Source organism: Butyricimonas sp. BSD2780061689_150309_C8 (assembly GCF_015560935.1).
Lineage (GTDB): Bacteria > Bacteroidota > Bacteroidia > Bacteroidales > Marinifilaceae > Butyricimonas > Butyricimonas paravirosa.
In genome coordinates this window covers 146,436-167,056 of record NZ_JADMSV010000006.1, presented here as the reverse complement: position 1 = coordinate 167,056, position 20,621 = coordinate 146,436, and the positions used below count along the sequence as shown (strand labels likewise).

General features: G+C 43.3%; 14 protein-coding genes. 10 read left to right on the top strand and 4 right to left on the bottom strand.

The genetic code is table 11. The features are described from left to right. Nucleotides 1–322: 322 nt before the first annotated feature. On the top strand, nucleotides 323–661 hold the full coding sequence (locus I2I33_RS07925; protein WP_087422464.1) for a helix-turn-helix domain-containing protein: 339 nt from the start codon (nucleotides 323–325) through the stop codon (nucleotides 659–661). Between the two features lie 465 nt (nucleotides 662–1,126). Here I2I33_RS07925 and I2I33_RS07920 read toward each other — a convergent pair whose 3' ends face one another. Together I2I33_RS07920 and I2I33_RS07915 are read right to left on the bottom strand one after the other, a co-directional pair. Next, nucleotides 1,127–3,613, bottom strand: a complete 2,487-nt coding sequence (locus I2I33_RS07920; protein WP_087422463.1) for an endonuclease MutS2 — start codon at nucleotides 3,611–3,613, stop codon at nucleotides 1,127–1,129. 34 nt (nucleotides 3,614–3,647) lie between these two features. Next, entirely contained in the window at nucleotides 3,648–4,343 is a 696-nt protein-coding gene (locus I2I33_RS07915; protein ID WP_087422462.1) for a DUF1573 domain-containing protein, read from the bottom strand. Between the two features lie 132 nt (nucleotides 4,344–4,475). Between I2I33_RS07915 and rpsO the strand changes: the two genes are divergently transcribed. The 9 genes from rpsO to I2I33_RS07870 all read left to right on the top strand — a co-directional run bounded on the left by rpsO (nucleotide 4,476) and on the right by I2I33_RS07870 (nucleotide 18,268). Next, on the top strand, nucleotides 4,476–4,745 hold the full coding sequence (rpsO, locus tag I2I33_RS07910) for a 30S ribosomal protein S15 (protein WP_087422516.1): 270 nt from the start codon (nucleotides 4,476–4,478) through the stop codon (nucleotides 4,743–4,745). Nucleotides 4,746–4,864: 119 nt separating this feature from the next. Next, nucleotides 4,865–7,111 carry a polyribonucleotide nucleotidyltransferase gene (gene pnp / locus I2I33_RS07905; protein ID WP_087422461.1) on the top strand — a complete coding sequence of 749 codons (2,247 nt, stop codon included), beginning with the start codon at nucleotides 4,865–4,867 and terminating at the stop codon, nucleotides 7,109–7,111. A gap of 213 nt (nucleotides 7,112–7,324) precedes the next feature. Next, on the top strand, nucleotides 7,325–7,885 hold the full coding sequence (locus I2I33_RS07900) for an RNA polymerase sigma factor (RefSeq protein WP_087422459.1): 561 nt from the start codon (nucleotides 7,325–7,327) through the stop codon (nucleotides 7,883–7,885). 180 nt (nucleotides 7,886–8,065) lie between these two features. Continuing rightward, complete coding sequence (locus I2I33_RS07895; protein WP_162613867.1) at nucleotides 8,066–9,259, top strand: FecR family protein; 1,194 nt, start codon at nucleotides 8,066–8,068, stop codon at nucleotides 9,257–9,259. A gap of 88 nt (nucleotides 9,260–9,347) precedes the next feature. Next, nucleotides 9,348–12,776, top strand: coding sequence for a SusC/RagA family TonB-linked outer membrane protein (locus I2I33_RS07890; RefSeq protein ID WP_195666783.1), 3,429 nt, complete (start codon nucleotides 9,348–9,350; stop codon nucleotides 12,774–12,776). Between the two features lie 12 nt (nucleotides 12,777–12,788). Continuing rightward, a complete protein-coding gene (locus tag I2I33_RS07885; RefSeq protein WP_087422456.1) occupies nucleotides 12,789–14,351 on the top strand; it encodes a RagB/SusD family nutrient uptake outer membrane protein in 1,563 nt (520 codons plus the stop codon). Between the two features lie 17 nt (nucleotides 14,352–14,368). Further along, the gene (locus I2I33_RS07880; RefSeq protein ID WP_087422455.1) at nucleotides 14,369–15,727 is read left to right on the top strand and encodes a thioredoxin family protein; all 1,359 of its coding nucleotides are present in this window, start codon (nucleotides 14,369–14,371) and stop codon (nucleotides 15,725–15,727) included. After that, nucleotides 15,727–16,869, top strand: coding sequence for a TlpA disulfide reductase family protein (locus I2I33_RS07875; RefSeq protein WP_158572084.1), 1,143 nt, complete (start codon nucleotides 15,727–15,729; stop codon nucleotides 16,867–16,869). Before I2I33_RS07880 ends, I2I33_RS07875 begins: the two co-directional genes overlap by 1 nt. A 298-nt stretch (nucleotides 16,870–17,167) precedes the next feature. Then, nucleotides 17,168–18,268 carry a PdxA family protein gene (locus tag I2I33_RS07870; RefSeq protein ID WP_087422453.1) on the top strand — a complete coding sequence of 367 codons (1,101 nt, stop codon included), beginning with the start codon at nucleotides 17,168–17,170 and terminating at the stop codon, nucleotides 18,266–18,268. Nucleotides 18,269–18,333: 65 nt separating this feature from the next. Here the strand turns inward: I2I33_RS07870 and I2I33_RS07865 are convergent, their stop codons facing one another. Beyond that, a complete protein-coding gene (locus tag I2I33_RS07865; RefSeq protein WP_229128234.1) occupies nucleotides 18,334–20,124 on the bottom strand; it encodes a (Fe-S)-binding protein in 1,791 nt (596 codons plus the stop codon). 56 nt (nucleotides 20,125–20,180) lie between these two features. Then, entirely contained in the window at nucleotides 20,181–20,522 is a 342-nt protein-coding gene (locus tag I2I33_RS07860; protein ID WP_027200982.1) for a 4Fe-4S dicluster domain-containing protein, read from the bottom strand. Between the last annotated feature and the right edge of the window lie 99 nt (nucleotides 20,523–20,621).

Sequence of the window (20,621 nt, the reverse complement as noted above, 5' to 3'; positions counted from 1 at the left end):
ATAAAATCACTATATTTGTGAATAAAATTTAATAATAATAATGGCATACCTGTAGAATTTTATGCACGTGTATAAAGGGATGATCTGGCTATTTCTGGGGAAAATTTAAAGGGGGGCAATTTAAGTTGGATTCTAGGGGTCAATTACATTGGAATTTCCAATAATTCAATAATTTATTTAATACATTTACAAACGCCTCGTTGTATTTTGTTGACAAAAATATGGTATAAAATTTACATGTGCAAATAATATTCAACATTTTTGTAGTTATATATTACCTTTATTAAAACTTTTCTCATGATAATTCTCGTAATTTTGAACTATGAAATTGGATATAGGAGAGATTATAAGGCAAGAGTTCGAGAAAAGTGGTTTGAGTGCCAGCCAGTTCGCTCGTATGATTAACAAAGAAAGGACGTTGGTATATCATCTTTTCAAGCGTCAATCTATTGATACAGATTTGTTGTATCAGATTTGCATGGTGTTGAATGTGGACTTGTTTAGTCTGTTCTCGGAGAAGTTGAGACAAGAAAATAATATTATTGGGGCATGTCATTCCCAAAAAGCAGAGAGTGTATCGTCCAAACGAAAGATTATGCTGGAGATAGAATTGGATGATGAAGAGTATCAAAAAATGATCCAAAAAGCATTAAACATATAGCCCTTCAATTATTCTTAATTCCGGAATTCGATACAAACAATTGTTTCCACGCTCATAGGTAGTCGGGGAAATAGTGATTTGTCCCAGTAAAGTGGGCATTCAAATGAAATTTCTATCTGATGGGGTTATTATCCTGTTTTCAAATTGTTATGATAGACTTATTCGGATGTTAATAATTACTATTGTAATTTAATATATTGTTATTTTGATAGGAGCGGAATAGGAGCGGAATAGGGGAGGAATGGGAGCGGAATGGGAGCGGCTCGCAATATGATAACAAGATAATACTGTTTTGGTAACGTTATTTTACATTATTTTGCATTGAATTTTTGTAGAACACCCCTAAATCCGTGAGTGTTGAAACACGAATTTAGGGTATTCTTGAATAATTCTCGTTTTGTTGGTTGCCCTCGCTTTTGCGAATATCAAGGATGCGGATTTATCCGGAATATAACCGCGTGTGGTTTATATATCCAGTTTCACCACGGTAATTCCCGAGCCTCCCATTTGTACGTGTTCATCCCCGCAGGAACCCACGACCGGATTGGTCTTTAAAAAATCCCGTATGATTTGTCGGAGGGCTCCTGTACCTGTTCCATGCAAGATGCGTAGGTCTTTCATGTTTAGCATAACGGCATTGTCAATGAATTCCGATACTTTCATGAGCGCCTCGTCTCCCCGTAGTCCTCGTACGTCGATCTCCGGTTTGAAATCCATACGTTTCTGGCTGATGTTTTCCAGGTAATTGGAAGAGGGGCGTGGCGTCCTGTTTTGCGTGATTTTCTTGGCTGCACTGTTCGATATTTTCGAGAGGCGTTCCACTTTCACGGTGGTCATGAGACCGCCGAGAGCGATAACCGCGTTTTTCTCGTTAATTTCGATAATTTCACCCACGGCTTTATTATCCAGTTGCACGAGATCTCCTTTGCTGAAAATTGGCGCCTGTTGCTGTTGATCGGTCTCTTCAGACGTGGAGGTTTGGGAGCGTTTCCCTTTTTCCTTTTGTTTCTTTTCCCGGTTTTTCAATTTCTCGATTTTTCTCTTCAGTCGTTCTTCCTCTTCTTCTTCGCTGAACAGTAACCGTCGTTTTTCTTCCTCGAATGTTTGGCGAGCCAGTCGGGTTTGCTCCTTTTCGGCTTGACTTTCTTTGATTTGCCGGATGGTATTTTCTATCGTTTTGTTCGCCCCGGAGATGAGTTCTTTGGCTTTCTCTTGGGCTTCTTGGATAATTGTTTTCCTGAGTTTTGAGGCATCGTCCAGTTCTTTTTTATAACGTTCTAGCACTTCTTCCAAGCGTTTTTCATTTTCATGGATGCGTTTCCGTTTTTCTTCCCAGTAACGTTTATCCCGTAGGATTTCTTTCAAGTGCTTGTCGAAATTTACCCGGTCTTCACCGATCTTGCTGGCGGCATCGTCCAAAATTTCTTTGGGTAACCCGATTTTCTTGGCGATTTCGAATGCAAAAGACGAACCCGGTTTTCCGATTTCCAGTTGGAAAAGCGGCAACATCCGATGGCTGTCATAAAGCATGGCCCCGTTTGCAATTCCGGAAGCTGAAGAGGCAAAATGTTTTAAATTGGTGTAGTGTGTCGTGATGACACCTCTCGTTTGGTTGTTATTTAAAGCATTTAAAATGGCTTCAGCTATCGCTCCGCCCAGCATGGGTTCGGTTCCCGTACCGAACTCGTCGATCAGGATAAGCGTGTCCTGCGAGGCGTAACGGATGAAATTCTTCATGTTTACCAGATGCGAGCTGTATGTACTCAAATCATTTTCAAGAGACTGTTCATCTCCCATGTCAATGAGTATTTTGTGGAATATCCCGAATTTACTGGATTCTTCCACGGGTACGGGTACGCCGCATTGGAACATATATTGTAATAAACCGGCTGTTTGCAGGCAGACTGATTTACCACCCGCGTTAGGACCGGAAATCAGGATGATTCGCTGATCTTCATTTATTTCAATATCCAGGGGAACAATCTCTTTCCCGTTTGCTTTCAAGCTTAGGTAGAGTAGGGGATGCTTTGCCCTGTACCATAGCATGGAAGGGGTATCTTCAAAAAGGGGGACGATGGCATTCACCCGGATGGCAAAGAGTGCTTTTGCTCGCACGAAATCCACGAATGCCATGAAATCGTATGCCGGGATCAAGTCATATATATAAGGACGCAAGTCGTCGGCAAATTGCCGGAGAATACGAGTGATTTCCCGTTTCTCTTCCAGTTGCAGTTCCCGAATTTCATTGTTTGTCTCGATGATTTCCGCGGGTTCGATATAAGAGGTTTTCCCGGTGGTGGATTCATCATGCACGATACCATTTAATTTCCGCTTGAAGGCGGCAGGCACGGGAATCACCATTCTACCGTCCCGGATAGCAATGTTGCTGTCCTTGTCGGCCCATCCTTCCTCCTGTGCTTTCTGCAACAGGGATTGCATACGTCGGGAGATTCCGGATTGCTTTTTAGCAATGCTATGACGTATGTTGCCTAAAGCGGGTGAGGCGGTATCCTTGATTGTCCCGAATTTTGAAACGATCGAGTCCAAGCGTTGTAGGATATAGGGGAATACCCGTACGTCCCCGGCCCGGGCTACCAGATGAGGGTAAACTTCTTGTTTGGTGTTGAAGAAACGCATGATGGCGTTCAGCGACTCCAGTGAATTTTTTAAGACAACCAGCTCGTTTACTTCCAGAAACAAACCCTCTACTTTTATACGCAGCAAGAAGGGACGGGCATCATGGTAATAGGAGACCGGAAAGTTCTCTTCCTCTTGACAGATCCGCATGAATTCGGAGGTTTCGGCCAAAGAGGTTTCGATCCATCCGGCATTGGTGGAGAACTTGATGTCGCTGACCAGTTCCCGGCCCATGTCACTCAAGCAGTTATTGCTGATAAGTTGTCTTATTTTGTCGAATTTTATTTTAGATTCAAAATTTTCGGGATAAATCATATTGAATTGAAAATTGAAAGTACAAAATTGAAAATTACTTGTTCGAGATCATGAACTTGTGTGTCGTTCCCTGATCTGTTTTGATGAGGACGTAATCATCCGGCTTGATCTTGTCCGCGTGTTTCGGGAGATACCGAATGATGAGATTACCCATCATTTCCTTGCCCAACGTGAGGGGGGTACAGTCCACTTCCAGGTAGTCGGGTTTGAAAATCGATAGGATCGATATGTTCTTTTTGCCCGTGTTGATCAGGTTTATGATCTGGTGTTTCGTCTCTGCCTGTTTTAAGTGGATCGTGTCCGTGGTGAAACGTAAGTTACCCACCACGATGGGGTAGGTTGTCGGGATGTCAACCGATTTCGTGATGACTTCTCCTTCTAAACGCAATACGATGTTCGGGGGAGTGGCGTTCGTGTACACGATAATCTTTTTCGAGAACACGCCGGGGCGGTCTTTCGGGTTGAACGTGACGATGACCACGCTACTGTCTCCGGGAGGAATGGGTTTCCTGTTCCATTTGGGAGTAGTGCAACCACACGTGGTTTCGATAAATTTTATCAACAGGGGTGCTTTCCCTTTGTTTGTAAATTTAAATTCGTGAGTTACTTTTCCCCCGTTTTCCTGCACGAGTCCCATGTTGAACGTGGTCTTTTCGAATGCGATCTTGGCCCGCTGGGCGAATGATAGCGTGGGGATGAAAAGTAATATTACATATATAAATATCTTCATCTGTATTTCTTTTTGTTTGTGGAAAATTGGAATACAAAAATACAAAAAGGGTTGGAAAAGATTGGTTTATGTCGGAATAAAACGTATCTTTGCGGCGTTAAAATTATTATTAAATATAAAAGACTGTACATCATGTATTTGACATCAGAAAAGAAAGAAGAACTTTTTTCACAGTACGGGAAGTCTAATAAAGATACCGGCTCTGTTGAGTCACAAGTAGCTTTATTTTCCTACCGTATCGCTCATTTAACTGAGCATTTAAAGAAAAACCACAAAGATTTCGCTACTCAAAGATCTTTGATTAAATTGGTTGGAAAACGTAGAGCGTTGCTTGATTACATGAAGAAGAGAGATATCGATAGATATCGTGCTATCGTTAAAGCATTGAATTTACGTAAATAATTACATAAAAACGACCCGGGTCGTCCGGGTCGTTTTACTTTTAATCCTCCCCTCCTCCTCCTTTTATCTAAAAAGAATTCCGTTAAAATGTTTAGTATTTTAACAGTTTTATTATTTCTATGAACATTATTGAAAAAAGCATTACCCTGAAAGATGGTCGGGTAATAACATTGGAAACCGGAAAATTAGCCAAACAAGCGGACGGTGCTGTCATGCTGAAAATGGGCAACACGATGTTGTTGGCTACGGTTTGTTCCGCACAAGAGGCAGGTCCGGACGTGGACTTCATGCCTTTGTCGGTAGATTATAAAGAAAAATTTTCAGCGGTAGGACGTTTCCCCGGTGGTTTCACCCGTAGAGAGGGAAGGGCTTCCGATTACGAGATTTTGGTATCCCGTCTGATTGACCGGGCTCTGAGACCTTTGTTCCCGGATGATTACCATGCGGAAACTTTCGTGCAGGTAACGTTGTACTCGGCTGATGAAGAGTCTATGCCGGATTGTTTGGCCGGATTGGCTGCCTCTGCAGCTATTGCCGTGAGTGATATTCCTTTCCACGGTCCTATTTCCGAGGTACGTGTAGCTCGTGTGAATGGGGAATTTATGATTAACCCTACCAAGAGCGAGTTGGCAACTGCCGATTTGGATATTATGGTTGCTGCAACCTACGAGAATATCATGATGGTTGAGGGTGAGATGAACGAGGTTTCCGAGAAAGAAATGCTCGACGCTATTAAATTTGCTCATGAAGCTATTAAAGATCATTGTTTGGTTCAAATGGAATTGGCAAAAGCCGTGAATAAAGAAAAACGGGCTTATTGTCATGAAGTGAATGATGAAGAGTTGCGTAAAGACATCTGGGCTAAATGTTACGATAAAGCGTATGCTGTTGCCCGTCAATGTAATGCAGACAAGCATTTACGCGAAAAGTTATTTACCGAAGTGAAAGAAGGATACTTGGAATCACTTCCGGAAGAAGAGAGAGAGGCGAAGAAGAATATGGTTGCCCGTTATTATCATGACGTGGAGAAAGAGGCTGTCCGGAGAATGATTTTGGATGAGGGGTTACGTCTGGATGGACGTACGACCGAACAAATTCGCCCGATCTGGTGTGAGGCCGGACCTCTTCCGGGACCTCATGGTTCTTCTATCTTTACCCGCGGTGAAACGCAATCATTGTCCACGGTAACTTTAGGAACCAAGCTGGATGAAAAGATTATAGATGAGGCTACTGAACAAGGAAAAGAAAAATTCTTGTTGCACTATAACTTCCCGCCGTTCTCAACGGGAGAGGCAAAAGCCAGTCGCGGTGTAGGTCGTCGTGAAGTGGGACACGGTAATTTGGCTCATCGTGCGTTGAAACGTATGTTGCCGGATAACTATCCTTACACGGTACGTGTTGTTTCTGATATTTTGGAATCTAACGGTTCATCTTCCATGGCAACGGTATGCGCCGGAACTTTGGCATTGATGGATGCCGGTATTCCGATCAAGAAACCGGTAACGGGTATCGCTATGGGATTGATCACCGATAACGAGAAATATGCCGTGTTGTCTGACATCTTGGGTGACGAGGATCACTTGGGAGATATGGACTTCAAGGTAACCGGAACGGTAGACGGTATCACCGCCACCCAGATGGATATTAAAGTAGACGGTCTTCCTTACGAGATTCTGGAGAAAGCTCTGGATCAAGCCCGGAGAGGTCGTTTACACATCATGAATATTATTAAGGAAACCTTACCTGAACCTCGTCCTGACTTGAAACCGCACGCACCGCGTATGGTTACGCTTACGGTGGATAAGGATCAGATCGGAGCGATCATTGGCCCCGGAGGAAAGATTATTCAGGATATACAGGAGAAATCCGGAGCGGTTATCATTATTGAAGAAGTGGGTAATCAGGGTATCGTGGATATTGCTGCCACCAATGCAGAATCTATCGAGATTGCCGTTGCCCGCATCAAGGCTATTGCTTGCAAACCTGAAGTCGGAGAGATTTACGAGGGAGTTGTAAAGACAATCACCGCTTTCGGTGCTTTCGTGGAGTTCTTGCCGGGTAAAGACGGTTTGTTGCACGTGTCCGAGATCGATCACAAACGCGTAGAGAAAGTGGAGGATGTATTGAAAGAGGGAGATCGGGTACGTGTGAAATTGATCGATATTGATCCGAAAACCGGAAAATTCAAACTTTCCCGTAAGGTGTTGTTGCCTAAACCGGAAGGTATGGAGCAAAACGATCGTCAAAATCGCGGCGAACGCCAAGATAGAGGCGAACGTCAAGATCGCGGGCCTAGACAAGATCGGGGAGATCGTCCCCATCGCGACAGAGGTCCTAGACCGGAAAGAAAAGAAAATCAAGAATAATATGTAAGTCATTGATTTTGTCATTCTGAATGGAGTGAAGAATTTCCTCGAATATAAGGGGAGATTTTTCACTCCATTTCTTTTGTTGTCGAAAATTGATTTTATTCCCGTGTCTGTGGAATTTGGAAGAAAACGGGAAGATGCAGGATAAAATAAAAAAAAGATTATCTTTGTTTGAATTTTGTTTATTGGCTATTATATCCGGCTGCATATATGAAAGTGTCAGAAGATATTGATGTTCAGATGTTGAACGAGTTCAAGCAAGGGCGTTTGGAGATGTTGTACAGGCGTCTGTATCCAGCACTATTGTTGTATGCCGTGCGGTATGCGGGAGAACAAAATAGTTTTCTGGCCGAGGATTGCGTGCAGAATGCGGTGTTCAACGCTTGGAAAAGACGGCTGCAATTTGAGTCGGTGGAGTCATTGAAATCTTTCCTTTATATTTCTATCAAGAATGAAATTGTTAGTCTTCACCGGAAGGCGAAAGCGAGTGAGCGTTATTTGTCACAACTGGAAGAGGACGTGTTTTTTCAGAATAGCGTGATTGACCAGGAGACTCAATTATTATTATATTATGCTATCCGGAGTTTACCGGAAAGGGAGCGACAAATTTTTGAATTGAGTTTTATTGAAGGGTTGAAAATTACGGATATTGCTGAACAATTGAACGTGTCGGAGAGTACGGTGAAGAAGACGAAGGCCAAAGCGTTGGATATTTTACGGGAAAAGTTGCCGAGAGAGTTATTTTTATTCTTTTTTGTTTTAAAAAGCTGATTTCTATTTTGTCAGTTGAAATTTTCGTGTCGTTATCTTTCTGAATATGTATTACTTACGATGTATTTTTGTTCGATAGATAATTTTTTCTAAAAATAAATGTGAATTTTTTACCCTTTTTTTAAGTGATTGCGTTCTATGGATGATTCAATTAAGAAACAGGATATAAAGTGTGATATAATGGAAAAATTAGAAGAACAGGTCTTTAAAATTTCACGGTTGATCTTCAAGGAGGTGACGGGGACGATTTCGGATGAAGAGCAACGCTATCTGGAATGGTGGCGGGGAAGGAATCCGGATAACGAGCGGTTGTATCGTGAGTTGAAGGATGGACAGCGAGTGATGGGTGAGGTGAAACAGTTGGAGGGAGTGGAGGTGATACGTCCATTGGAAGGGATGCACCTGCGTATTCGTGAGGAAGAACGACGATTGAGACAGAGAAGATGGCAATGGGGTGTGGCTGCCGCAGCTGTTGTGGCCGTGTTCGTGGGGTGTTTTTATTTGTTCCCGGTCGATGATAGACAGGAGTCCATGCCTTTGGCAAAGGCGGAACAACCCATTAAAGCCGGGGGTGTACGTGCTGTTTTGAGATTGGAAGATGGACGGGTGGTCGATTTGGAGACTTTGGCAGAAGGAGTGAAAGTGGGAGGTATGGATGCCGTGAAGATTGATGAGCGGCGATTATCGTACGCGGGACAAGGAAAGGTTGAGGGAGAGAAAAGAAAGAAATTAGTGTATAATGAGGTGGAAGTACCGAGGGGAGGAGAGTTCGATTTGATCTTGGCGGACGGGACTACCGTGTGGTTGAATGCAGGGAGTAAGTTGCGTTATCCGGTGGAGTTCGTAGGCAAAGAACGACGGGTGTTCTTGGAGGGTGAGGCCTATTTTTCGGTGACTAAGGATGCGGGTATGCCGTTTCGGGTGGAGATATTGCAACAGACGGTAGAGGTGTTGGGAACCGAATTTAACGTGTCCGGGTATATGGATGAGGCGGCGATTTACACGACCTTGGTGACCGGAAAAGTAAAGGTGGCAACTGATAGCGGGGAAAATATGGTACTTGCACCTGGGGAACAGAGTATGTTGGATTGTCGGGACGGGCATCTTGACAAACGGGAGGTGGATGTAGAGAAAGTGATTGCTTGGAAAAAGGGAATGTTTATTCTTGAGGAGCAAACTTTGGAGCAGATCATGCAGAAATTTGCAAGGTGGTATGATATGGAGGTTGTGTACCGGGATGATGAGTTGAAAAACATTATCTTTAAAGGGGTCGTGCCGCGGTATACAGAGTTGAGAGAGGTGCTGAATATTTTGGAAAAAACAAATGAGGTGAAATTTGATATAGAAGAAAGGACGGTGATCGTTTTCAAATAAAAAAGAGGGGAATCCGGCAAGATTCTCCTCGTCATAAATAAACATCTGTTGGCTCAGATGAATGTTTAATTAAATGCTTTACAAAGTTATGAAAAAAAATCGACGAACGGGCAATCCCTATTGGATAAGATTGCCGCAAAAATTGATTGCTATGGGTTTAAGGGTATTTTTACTCGTTTGCGTGATAAATACGGTCAGCGCAGCGGGTTTCTCGCAAGGGAAGAAATTGGATGTGGATTTCACGAACAGCACGATTGGGGCCGTGTTGGATTACCTGAAAGAGAAGGCTGGGTATGATTTTGTTTACCGGAAAGGTGTTGTTCGGGTAGATGATGTGGTGACGTTAAAATTAAAGGATGCGACGGTTGAAAAAATTCTGGATGCCGTGTTGCGGGAGAATGGGTACAACTACGAGGTGGTGGATAAGGTAGTTGTGGTTACACGTGCAAAAGCGGTTCCTGTTGTACCTACCGTGGAAGTGGTGAAAGGGCAGGTAAAGGATGCAAGCGGTAAGCCTTTACCGGGTGTGACGGTGATGTTAAAAGGTACGTCAGTGGGTACAGCCACGAATATTGACGGGAAATATGAGATCAAAGTACCGGCAAAAGAAGGCGTGGTGATCGTGTTCTCCTTCGTGGGGATGAAATCGCAAGAGATGAAGTTTTCAGGCCAGAAAGTGCTTAATGTGGTTCTTTTGGAGGACGTGGAACAGATGGAAGAGGTGATCGTTACGGGGTATTCGACTCGAAAGGTGAGCGAGATGACCGGTGCGGTACAACAATTCCGGGGAAAGAATATCGCTCAATCGGCCACGGGCGGTAGTTTGATGAATGCGTTAAAAGGACACACGACTGGATTGCAGATTACGGGTAGTAGCGGTGTTCCGGGAAGTGACGGAGATTTGCTGTTACGCGGTACAGGAACGTTATATAGTTCCAATTCTTTATCCACGACGTCTTCTTTCCCATTGATCGTGATAGATGGTGTGATCACCGATTACACGAGTATTAACGGGGTGGTATCTCCATCGGATATTGCAGATATTACAGTGTTGAAGGATGCTGCTTCTACCGCTATTTACGGTTCCCGGGCCGCAACGGGAGTGATCGTGGTGACAACGAAAAAAGGTGCAAAAGATCGTATGACAGTAGCACTGGATATGAAATTAGGTATCAGTACTCCGAATTTTGGAAAATTGGAGTATATGAATTCACAGGAGTTGCTGGATTATGGAAAGATGGCATTACGTAATTGGTGGAATACGAATGAGAGTTTACGTGCAAAATATGCCAATCAGGAAACTTTCATACAGGATACATTGGGAACGTTATATAATAATTTTGACGTAACGAAAACGACTAATTGGAGAGATCTGGTTTATCGTAACGGTTTAAGTAAGGATGTGGCAATGAGTATCCGCGGTGGTGGAGATAAGATCCAGTATTATTTTTCATATAACTATTATGATGAAGAGGGTACACAGATTGGATATGATCTGACACGCCATTTGTTCAAGTTACGGTTGGATTTTGATGTGATGAAATATTTATCGTTTGGGGTGAATCTGAGCGGTACGTTTGAGAAAAATATTACAGCCAATTCCGATGATGATTCCATGGAAAGTTACCATCCTTGGGTGACTCCCTATAATGAGGATGGAACGTTGAAGTACAACATCAAATCTTGGAAGAATTACACGATGGACCCGACTCCGTTGAGTAATCCGTTGCAAGATAATAAATATAATAACGTGACGGATTTGAAGAATAATCTGTTCGGTTCGTTCTCTGCAACATTGAAGCCTTTCAAATGGTTGTCTTTTTCTTCGACAAATACATTGACTTTGACGAATGTCAATACAAATGATTATTTGGATAGTCGTACTTATAGTGGTAATCATAGCCGTAATGAGATGAGTAACGGTGTTTTGAAGGTGGATGATGAACGGAGCTGGACTTTTTTGACATCAAATATTTTACGTTTGCAACATAGTTTCGGTGAGCATAACCTGAGTGGTTTGGTAGGTCAGGAATGGTATGAACGTCACACTCGTTCGTCACATATTGAAATGTATGACCAGATGATTGCCGGAGAACGTAACGTAGGTGGTTTTTCGAAACAAGGGGATAAAACGAATCCGGCTGTGATTCCGACAGGTGCAGAGCGGGAGTCCGGTAGTTTCTCTGTATTCTCGGAGGTAAACTATAATTATGCAGGTAAATACATGGCTTCGGCTTCTTTCCGTACAGACGGTTCAACGAATTTCGGTAAGGACAATCGTTATGGAACGTTCTATTCATTTAGTGGATCATGGCTTGTTTCTCGGGAAGCTTTTATGGCACGTCAGGACGTGGTGTCTAACCTGAAATTGAGAATGAGTTATGGTACGTCAGGTAAAGAGGCGGGAATGGATTATCTGAACTACACGCTTTATAGTACAAGTAACACGACGTTTGACTATTACCGGGATCATCCGGTTTATCAATCGGCTTACGGGGCAACCATTAACCAGTTGGGGAATGATCAGTTGTCGTGGGAAACAGCATATAATCTGAATATTGGGGTGGATGTGGCGTTATTGAATAACCGTATTTCATTGTCTGCGGATTGGTATAAACGGCGGAATAGCGATTTGATTATGAGTACGACTCTGCCGGCTGCAAATGGCGTGGGAAGACAGTACCAGAATGTGGGAGAGATGGAGAACCGGGGAGTGGAATTGGTGTTGAACACGCACACGGTGAAAGGGGAAGAATTTAACTGGTTTACGACATTGACGTTCAGTTATAATAATAATGAGTTGACTAAATTGGATCAGGAAAAATTGACTCGTAGCGGTTACAAAACCTTCTATGAAGGGGATAATATTGACGAGTTGAAGAAAGTGAAAGTTACGGGAGTTGACCCGGAGACCGGTTTTGCTCAATATGCTCGGGTGGAAGAAGACGGTAGTACGAATATCGTGGGTTCTCTGTCGGAAGCCGTGCTTGGTAACGGGGAGCTGAGTTACGTGAATATCGGTTTGTCGCGTGCACCTTATTGGGGTGGTTTTACAAACACGTTTACCTATAAGAATTGGGAGTTGTACTTGCATACCACGTATAGTTTGGATTATAAAGTGTATAATAGTGTGCTGGCTGAATATACGTCAGGAACGTCATGGACTTCGTCAAATCTCCATAAAGTGCCTTCCGGATTGAAAATATGGGAAAAAACGGGAGATAAAGCTGATATTCCGATGGTAAATGCCGATCCGGCTTTCGTGCAAGAGCTGAATAGCGAGACTTCTTTCTGTTACACGGATGCCAGTCATCTGAGAATATCGAATATCCGGCTGACGTATAATTTCCCGCAACAATGGATGAAAAAAATCTGTGTACAGTCTGCGGCCTTGAGCTTTAGTTGTGACAATGTCTATACGTTTGCTTCTAAATACTTTGCTGGAATGGATCCGGAGAATGTGGGCGGTTGGGCAGCACCAAGACGTTTTATATTTGGTTTGAATGTTACATTTTAACGGTAGAAAGTTATGAAAAAGAGATATTTACTTATCGGAGCTCTATTCTTGTTTGCTTGTAACGGACGGCTTGATGAAATGCGTCCGCATAATATGGCAGAGGCGGATAGTTATCTGGGTAGTTTCAATAATATAGTGAATGCCACTTCGGGGTTGTACGGACAATTTTTGATGCAGGCCGGAGGGTATTCAGAGGCACACCATTATCACGGTAGTTATCATGTGTTGGGTGAATTTCGGGGAAATAATGTCATCTTCGCGGAGGCTTTCCCGGCCCAGAGTGGTTTTATGACTTCTCCTGATTATTTGCGGGCTCCGGATGCCCATTTCTTCTTGAATAGTGATCAGAAGTCCCAGTCATACGCTTGGGCGTTGTGGGCGAAAAGTCAGCAATTGATACTGGGGGCATCTCGTAATATAATTGCTATTGATAAGTTATACGGGGAAACGGTGAACCCGGATGAGAAGCGTGATTTGATTCGTTTGAAAGGGGAAAATGCTTTCTTACGCGGGTTGATGATTTTCAATGCCACGAATGTATTCGGACGTCCTTTCTGGGATAATCCTGATGTGAATCTGGGTATTCCGTTGGATGTAGAGGCTACCGCGGAAATGTTACCTCGTAATACCGTACGGGAGTGTTTCGAACAGGCCGTTGCAGATTTCAGATTAGCGGCATCTTGTCTGCCGGATGAACGTTCGGATCGTACGTTTGCTAATAAAGTGGCATCATTTGGTATGTTGTCGCGCGTGTATTTGTATATGGGCGGATTACCGGAGAGTCCCGATGAAGAATATAATCGTTTGGCGGTAGCTTATGCAGATTCAACGTTTAGTTTGGTAAATGACGTGGTAGAGGTTTTGCGAGGGGAGGAATTGAAAGACTTGTATGATAATCCGAAAACGAACAAGGAAATTTTATTCGCTTTCTTCACGGGTAATTTCCCTAGTGGAGTGGGTAATGCGGTTCATAATTATTATTCTTGGAGCGGTTATGAGTCTGAGGCTAGTACTAGTGTGTATTGTTGTGAGATTTCGCATGATTACGAGAAAATCATGGATAAGGAAAACGACTTGCGGTGGCAGTATTTTACGGAACCTTCCGTACGACATGCGGGACGTTTCAGTACAACGAAATACAATGGAGGTGCGGATAATATTTTTGCTGATTACTATTCTTTCATTTGTCCTTCCGTGTTTATCCGTGCCGGAGAGGTGGTCTTGAACAGGGCAGAGGCTTACGCTAAACTGGGAGAGGATACAAAGGCCTTACGGGATTTGAATGAGATTCGTGACCGGGCAGGTTTGGAAGAATTATCGGGATTAAGCGGAGATAACCTGTTTGAAGAAATATTCACGGAACGTCGTCGGGAACTGGCTTTTGAGGCTCTGACGTACTATGATTATGTACGTAATGGCGTGACGATGAAACGGGAGGAAGTGTCCGTGTCTTATAGTAACTACACGGGAGCGCAATATAATGAGATAGATCCTAAAACATCCCGTCGGACGGTATGTTTGATTCCTGCCGAGGAGTTGCTACTGAATGATAAGTTAGTACAGAATGATTATTAAAATAAAAAGTAAGGTATATGATGAAAAAATTAGTTCTGAGTGTTGTAATACTGTGTGGATTCACCATGTCGTTGCTGGCACAGGGTATTCAGTTTCGTGAAGGTAGCTGGAAAGAAATCCTGGAGATTGCCAAGAAGGAAAACAAATTGGTGTTCGTGGATAATTATACAAGCTGGTGCGGTCCCTGTAAAAAGATGGTGAGCGAGATATTCCCGTTGAAGGAAGTCGGGGATTTTTATAATGCTAATTTCATTTGTTATAAACTGGATTGCGAGAAAGGGGATGGTGTGGAAGTGGCAAAAACATATCAGATTATGTCATTCCCTACTTATTTGTACGTGGATGGAAACGGGAAATTGTTTTACCGTTCCGGAGCGTATATGCCTGCAGAAAAGTTTATTGAAGAGGGAAAGATCGCTTTGGCTGAGTTCTCTGACAAGCGGACAATTGAAGAGTGGGAAGCGCTCTACGCTAAGAAAAAGAATAACGCATCTTTCGTGAAAGGATACATTGCCAAGCGTAACCGGGCGAAATTGGATAACGCGGATATTTTTGATCAATACGTGAGTATCGAGAAAGAGAAAAATTTGATGGATACCACGTTCTTGAAAGAGTTATTCGATTATGAGAATAAGCTAAATGCCGGAGGGGCATGCGCTGATTTTATCATGAAGAATTGGGATCGTATTCGTGAGGTGACGGGTATGCAAGATCAAAAGATGGCCGAGATTCTGGGTTATAGCATGGGTTCGTATTCCTATCGTCGTGCCGTGAAAGAGAAGAATGAAGAGCGTTTTAACAGCTACCTGAAGGTGATGGCTTTCCTGAATGGGAAGTTGGGAGTGAATGTGGCGAACGAGGAAGTGAAAAGTCGTTCCGGATACTATGCCGCTATTGATGACAAGACGAGATTCGAGGAATTGGCAGAGAAACATGCGGATATTCTTTTTGAAGAGGAAAAAGATTGTTTGAAACGGGATCAGGAAAAATACATGCAATTCTTGCAGGGATTAATCAAGGATGCATCAGGACTTGCATCTCAGACCCCGGAGCAATTGGCCTTTACGATTCAGTTTGCCGGTATCAATGAGTCAGCTTCATTGGCATTTAATTTCCGTGATCTTGCGGCTAATGTTGCCCGTCTCTCGGATGATCAAAAATTGCTGAATAAGGCTATGACGTGGGCATTGGAGGCTATTACGCTGTTCGGTAATTTCACTTGCTATGAAACGTTGGCCGAGGTGTTGTACAAGATGGGATACCAGAAAGAGGCTCTTTGGCAAATAGAAAAGGCGCTGGATAAAATGCCGGCAGGGAATGATGCCATTGCTGCACGTATTCACGGGAAGTTGGATAAAATTAAAAATAATAAATGATGAAAGTGGTATTTTTACTTGGAATTGTAGCCCTGTTGGCAGGGTGCAATTCCATTCAGAAAGACGAGTTTGTGATCACGGGAACAATCAGTTCTTATCCGAAGGAGGTTTTGATTTGTGCCTATCAAACGAACGGTAATTTTATATTGGACACGATCCGGGTGGAAAATGGAAAATTGAGTTACCGGAAGAAATTGCAGGAACCGATTGTTGCCTCTCTCGTATCGCGAGACCCGCATAATATTATCCCGTCGGGTATGGGAGTTGTACCCGGACCGAGTGTCACGTTATTCATGGAGCCGGGTACGAAATTGGAAATTAACATGGATAATGCCCGTTGGCCCGAATTGCAATGGAAAGGTGGAGCGTGGAACAATGACTTGATGAAGTTGTATGCCAAAACATTGCCTTTGGAACACGAGATGTTTGAGTTGTTGCGTAAATCGTATGCTGAAGGGGTAACAGAGGAGGAGAAGGTTGCTTTAGGCGAACAACGGATGACTTTAGCTGAAAAAGAGAAAGAAGAAAAAATCCGTTTTATCAAAGGGAATCCGTCCAGTTACGCGGCCATGTATCTTTTAAATGGAATGCGTAATGATTTCACTTTAAAGGATTACGCGGCTACTTTTGCAGCTTTCGATCAAGCCTTGCGGGAAATGCCTTTGGGTAAGGAGATGCAAGGAGCCATTGACATTGCCTTGCGTACAGAAGTAGGTGCTATTGCCCCGGATTTCGAAAAAGTGGATAAGGATGGAAATACCATACGCTTGTCGGATTACAGGGGGAAATATGTGCTACTGGATTTCTGGGGTTCCTGGTGTAGTCCTTGTCGGGATTCACATCCTCACTTGAAAGAAATTGAGGCAAAATATCGGGATAAAGGTTTGGTAGTCATTAATATTGCCACGGAAAACGGTTCCAAAGCTCGTGAAATATGGTTGCAAGCTATCGAGGAAGATGGTATGACGTGGACTCAGATCCTGAATAACGAGGGAAAGGATAAATGTGACGTGGTGAAGGACTATGCCATCACGGCATTCCCGACTAAAGTGTTGATTGATGGTGATGGGAAAATTGTTGTACGTGCAGTGGGGGAATCTGAACCGATAGATGCGAAGTTGAAGGAAGTATTCGGAGAATAAACGATAAGTAGGAAGGTCGAGGGATGAGGTAGACTCAAAAATCCTGTTTGAAATGACTACCTCCCCTAGCCTCTCCTTACACGGGAGGGGAAATCGATTGGTAATCAGCTCTCCCCCTGTGTAAGGGGGAGTTGGAGGGGTAGTTAGTAAACAAATACAGAACTTTTAAGTCAACCTCCTTCCTCTTTTTCTGGCCGGAACGTTGATGTCGTCATTTGTAGATGTTATTGCACGTCATTCTATTATTTTTTACACAAAATCTTACTATCTTTGTCCATAGTATGAAATGAAATAAACTATGGAAAACAGATTAAATGTAGGAATCACGCACGGGGATGTAAACGGAATATCTTATGAGTTGATCATAAAATTGTTGGCAGAGAATCGGATTTGTGAGTTGTGTGTTCCTATCCTATACGGGTCGCCTAAAGTGGCCGCCTACTACCGGAAGGTATTAAATATTGAAAACTTCAGTTTAAACACGATTCGTGAGCCGGGTGAGGCTAACGGGAAACGATCCAATATCATCAATTGCGTGGATGATAACGTGAAGGTTGATCTTGGAAAAGAGACTCCCGAATCGGATCAGGCTACCATGATAGCCTTGAAATATGCCTTGGACCACTTGGATCGGGACGAGATTGATGTGTTGACGCTGGCTCCCCAGGGACCGAATGCATTCTTCACGGAAGAGGCCGGGTCGTTGGTGGAATATTTGGGTAAGCGTTATAATACCGCAGATATTATGTCCATCTTGGTGAGCGAAAAGATAAAGATGGGTTTCGTGACCGAACAGGTTAAATTACGGGATGTGCCGCATCAGGTTACACAAAAGAATATCTTCAAGAAATTAACCTTGCTGGATGATACTTTGCGTCAGGATTTTACTATTTTGAAACCAAAGATTGCTGTTCTGGGGCTAAACCCACAGGTAAATTGCGGTCAGAATGGAGATGAAGAAGTGAATGTTATTATTCCGGCGATTGAGCGAGCCCGGGAAGAGGGAATTATGGCCATTGGCCCATTCTCTGCCGAGCGTTTCTTCTCGGAGAGAATGTACGAGAAATTTGATGCTGTCCTCGCCATGTATTACGATCAGGGGGTTGTGGCATTTAAGTCCGTGGATGAGGAAAGTGCCGCTTGTTATATTGCCGGGTTGCCCGTGATCTGTTCAATGTCTTTAACCGATCCTCATTATGATATTGTAGGTCAGAATCTGGGTGATGAACAAGGACTTCGTAATGCTCTTTATTTGGCGATGGATGTTTGCGTGCATCGGGAACAAAATATCGAGTTACAGAAAAACCCGCTTCCACATTATGATATTGCCACAAATAGTAATGAGAGCGATTTGAACGTGGAACAGATTGAAGGAGTAAAAGCGGAACTTGAAGATTAAGTTTTTTCTTTAGTCGAGAAATAAAAAACGGGATTCACTATTCTTATGTGAATCCCGTTTTTATTTTAGGCTTCTGCAACCAGTTCTGCAATATCTTTTACCGGGATTTCCGGTGAGGTTTTACCCAATGTTTTTTTACATAGCGGACAGGCCGTGACAATAACGTCCGGCTGGTATGCCGCGTATGCTTTCACTGTATCACTACTAATTTTCGTTTTTTGCGTGGAATCAATGGCCGTATTTGCCAAACTACCCCCGCAACAGAGTGATTTTTTCCCGTCATAGGCTGTCGGGATTTTCCGGCTTACTTGTTTCAATACGCTTTCGGGGGCGTCAACGACACCACAACCTCTTCCCAGTTCACACGGGTTATGGAACACGGTTTTCAGATCCAGGGCGTTGACCTTTAATTGCCCCTCCTGAATCAGCATATCAATATATTCCGTGTGGTGCATGACTTTTATATTCAACAGGTAATCCTCCTTGAAAGTTTTGTAACAGATTGGGCAGGAGGTAACCAATATATCGGCCTGTGAGGCATCAATCATTTGCAGGTTTTTATCCATGACCACTTGTGCCGCTTTCCAGTTCCCGGAAAGAGCTAACGGTCGCCCACAACATACCCCGGCTTGCTCATCAATGAACGTGTAGTCTGCTTTTGCTTTCTCGAAAATCTGTTGCATGGATTTTATAATGCCCGGGGTAAGATGACTCATACATCCGGCAAAATAAGCGACTTTAGCGGGTTTCACTTCCGGTTGGGGAACATAAGCATACGTGTCTTTCGTAACTCTCAATATATCTGGTCTTTTACTTTGGCGGATCGCATTCAGGTTGATACCCACGGGACATGAATTCTCGCAACGTCCGCACATCAGGCAGTCTTCTGCTTGTTGGGCGTATTCCTCTCGATTGCGCAGGCGACGGAGAAAATAGACGGGTTGCGTGTCATTTATATTACAGGACGTGTTCAATTGACAGGTATTGATACATATTCCGCAACGGGAGCAGGAATTGACCTGTATTTCACTGAATCCGTTATATTCTTTGCCTTGTTTTACTCCCCAGTTTTTCAAGAAGATATAGACCATTTCAGTCGGGATATGCATGTACCGGGAAAATGGTAATAGTAGGAAGAATAGTCCAAGCAAGGAGGAGTAAAGCCACCAGGCAGGATAAGATAGGTTTTCCAGAGGTAGAAAATCGTTGAAAAAGTCCCCCGCGTTGTGCGTGAGGAAACTACCGCCTCCATTCAGACCGCTTGTGAAGCTTTCTGCCAGAAAACGTACCGGGAAAATGAGCCAGAGTACGGTTAGTATAAGCAAATCGTAAGCCCGTTGTTTCGTGGTCTTCTTCATGCCGAAAATACGGGAACAGAAACGTTTGGTGACAGCCAGTAAGATCCCGATTAACAGGAATGTCAGTATCAAGTCCATCAAGAACGCGAAAAACTCGCTGTACGGGAACGTCTCTTTTGCCGGATGGAAATAACGGAAGAAGATTGCAAAATAAGGTGGGTTGAAAGCACTGGTATGGTAAACCATGGATTCGATTTTCCCGACAACGATCAATAAGAACCATCCGAAAGCAAAGGTCATGTGCATGTATCCCAGCATCGGGTTCGTCTTGAATATATTATGATGCAACAAACTTTCCCGGAAAATTTCCCAACCGGAACGAATGGTTTTAAGACTGAACAAGCCTTTGCGGATTTTTTTACGTTCTTCTTTCGGAAAGCTTTTGATCCACTTGTAGTATTTCACGCACAAGTATCCCAGTAGCACGACCAGCCCGATCGTGAACGGCAGGACAAAGTGATCGTAATATATTTTGTTCGTGTATTCGTATTGCTGCATAATAATTGAAAATTGAAGATTGAAAATTGAAAATGAGGGGAACGGGTCCGGGCATTTCAGCTTTTCAATTTTGTTTTTATATAGTTGAGCATTTCTAAAATCATCTTTCGGGTTTCCACGCCTCTTGGGCAGACCAGCATGCATTTTCCGCACAACATACATTTCTGTAATTGCTCTTTCGCCTCTTTATTTTCGCCTCGCTTCATGAGCATCTGTATCTTCCGGATGTTAAAGTCCGTGAGATTTCCTGCCGTGCATCCTGCCGTACATCCGCCACAGCCAATACATAATTTGCTGCTGGGAACCACACGAGCGATATGTTCCGTCATGGATTTGTCGTTCGTATCATAATTGATACTCCGTGTTTCCGATATGCTATAACCCCAAAAATTGATCATCTCTTAATTTTAAATCCTATTAATTTCTTGATTTAGTGATTTCCGATTCATTGATTTTTCCCCTCTATCCAACGCTCTTTTTAATCACTGAATCCTGGA

Excerpts from the sequence above, each read along its gene's own strand:
- I2I33_RS07865 (WP_229128234.1), bottom strand. The coding sequence starts at position 20,124 with ATGCAGCAATACGAATACACGAACAAAATATATTACGATCACTTTGTC.
- I2I33_RS07860 (WP_027200982.1), bottom strand. The coding sequence starts at position 20,522 with ATGATCAATTTTTGGGGTTATAGCATATCGGAAACACGGAGTATCAAT.
- I2I33_RS07920 (WP_087422463.1), bottom strand. The coding sequence starts at position 3,613 with ATGATTTATCCCGAAAATTTTGAATCTAAAATAAAATTCGACAAAATA.
- pnp (WP_087422461.1), top strand. The coding sequence starts at position 4,865 with ATGAACATTATTGAAAAAAGCATTACCCTGAAAGATGGTCGGGTAATA.
- I2I33_RS07880 (WP_087422455.1), top strand. The coding sequence starts at position 14,369 with ATGATGAAAAAATTAGTTCTGAGTGTTGTAATACTGTGTGGATTCACC.
- I2I33_RS07895 (WP_162613867.1), top strand. The coding sequence starts at position 8,066 with ATGGAAAAATTAGAAGAACAGGTCTTTAAAATTTCACGGTTGATCTTC.
- I2I33_RS07870 (WP_087422453.1), top strand. The coding sequence starts at position 17,168 with ATGGAAAACAGATTAAATGTAGGAATCACGCACGGGGATGTAAACGGA.
- I2I33_RS07885 (WP_087422456.1), top strand. The coding sequence starts at position 12,789 with ATGAAAAAGAGATATTTACTTATCGGAGCTCTATTCTTGTTTGCTTGT.
- rpsO (WP_087422516.1), top strand. The coding sequence starts at position 4,476 with ATGTATTTGACATCAGAAAAGAAAGAAGAACTTTTTTCACAGTACGGG.
- I2I33_RS07875 (WP_158572084.1), top strand. The coding sequence starts at position 15,727 with ATGAAAGTGGTATTTTTACTTGGAATTGTAGCCCTGTTGGCAGGGTGC.
- I2I33_RS07925 (WP_087422464.1), top strand. The coding sequence starts at position 323 with ATGAAATTGGATATAGGAGAGATTATAAGGCAAGAGTTCGAGAAAAGT.
- I2I33_RS07915 (WP_087422462.1), bottom strand. The coding sequence starts at position 4,343 with ATGAAGATATTTATATATGTAATATTACTTTTCATCCCCACGCTATCA.
- I2I33_RS07900 (WP_087422459.1), top strand. The coding sequence starts at position 7,325 with ATGAAAGTGTCAGAAGATATTGATGTTCAGATGTTGAACGAGTTCAAG.
- I2I33_RS07890 (WP_195666783.1), top strand. The coding sequence starts at position 9,348 with ATGAAAAAAAATCGACGAACGGGCAATCCCTATTGGATAAGATTGCCG.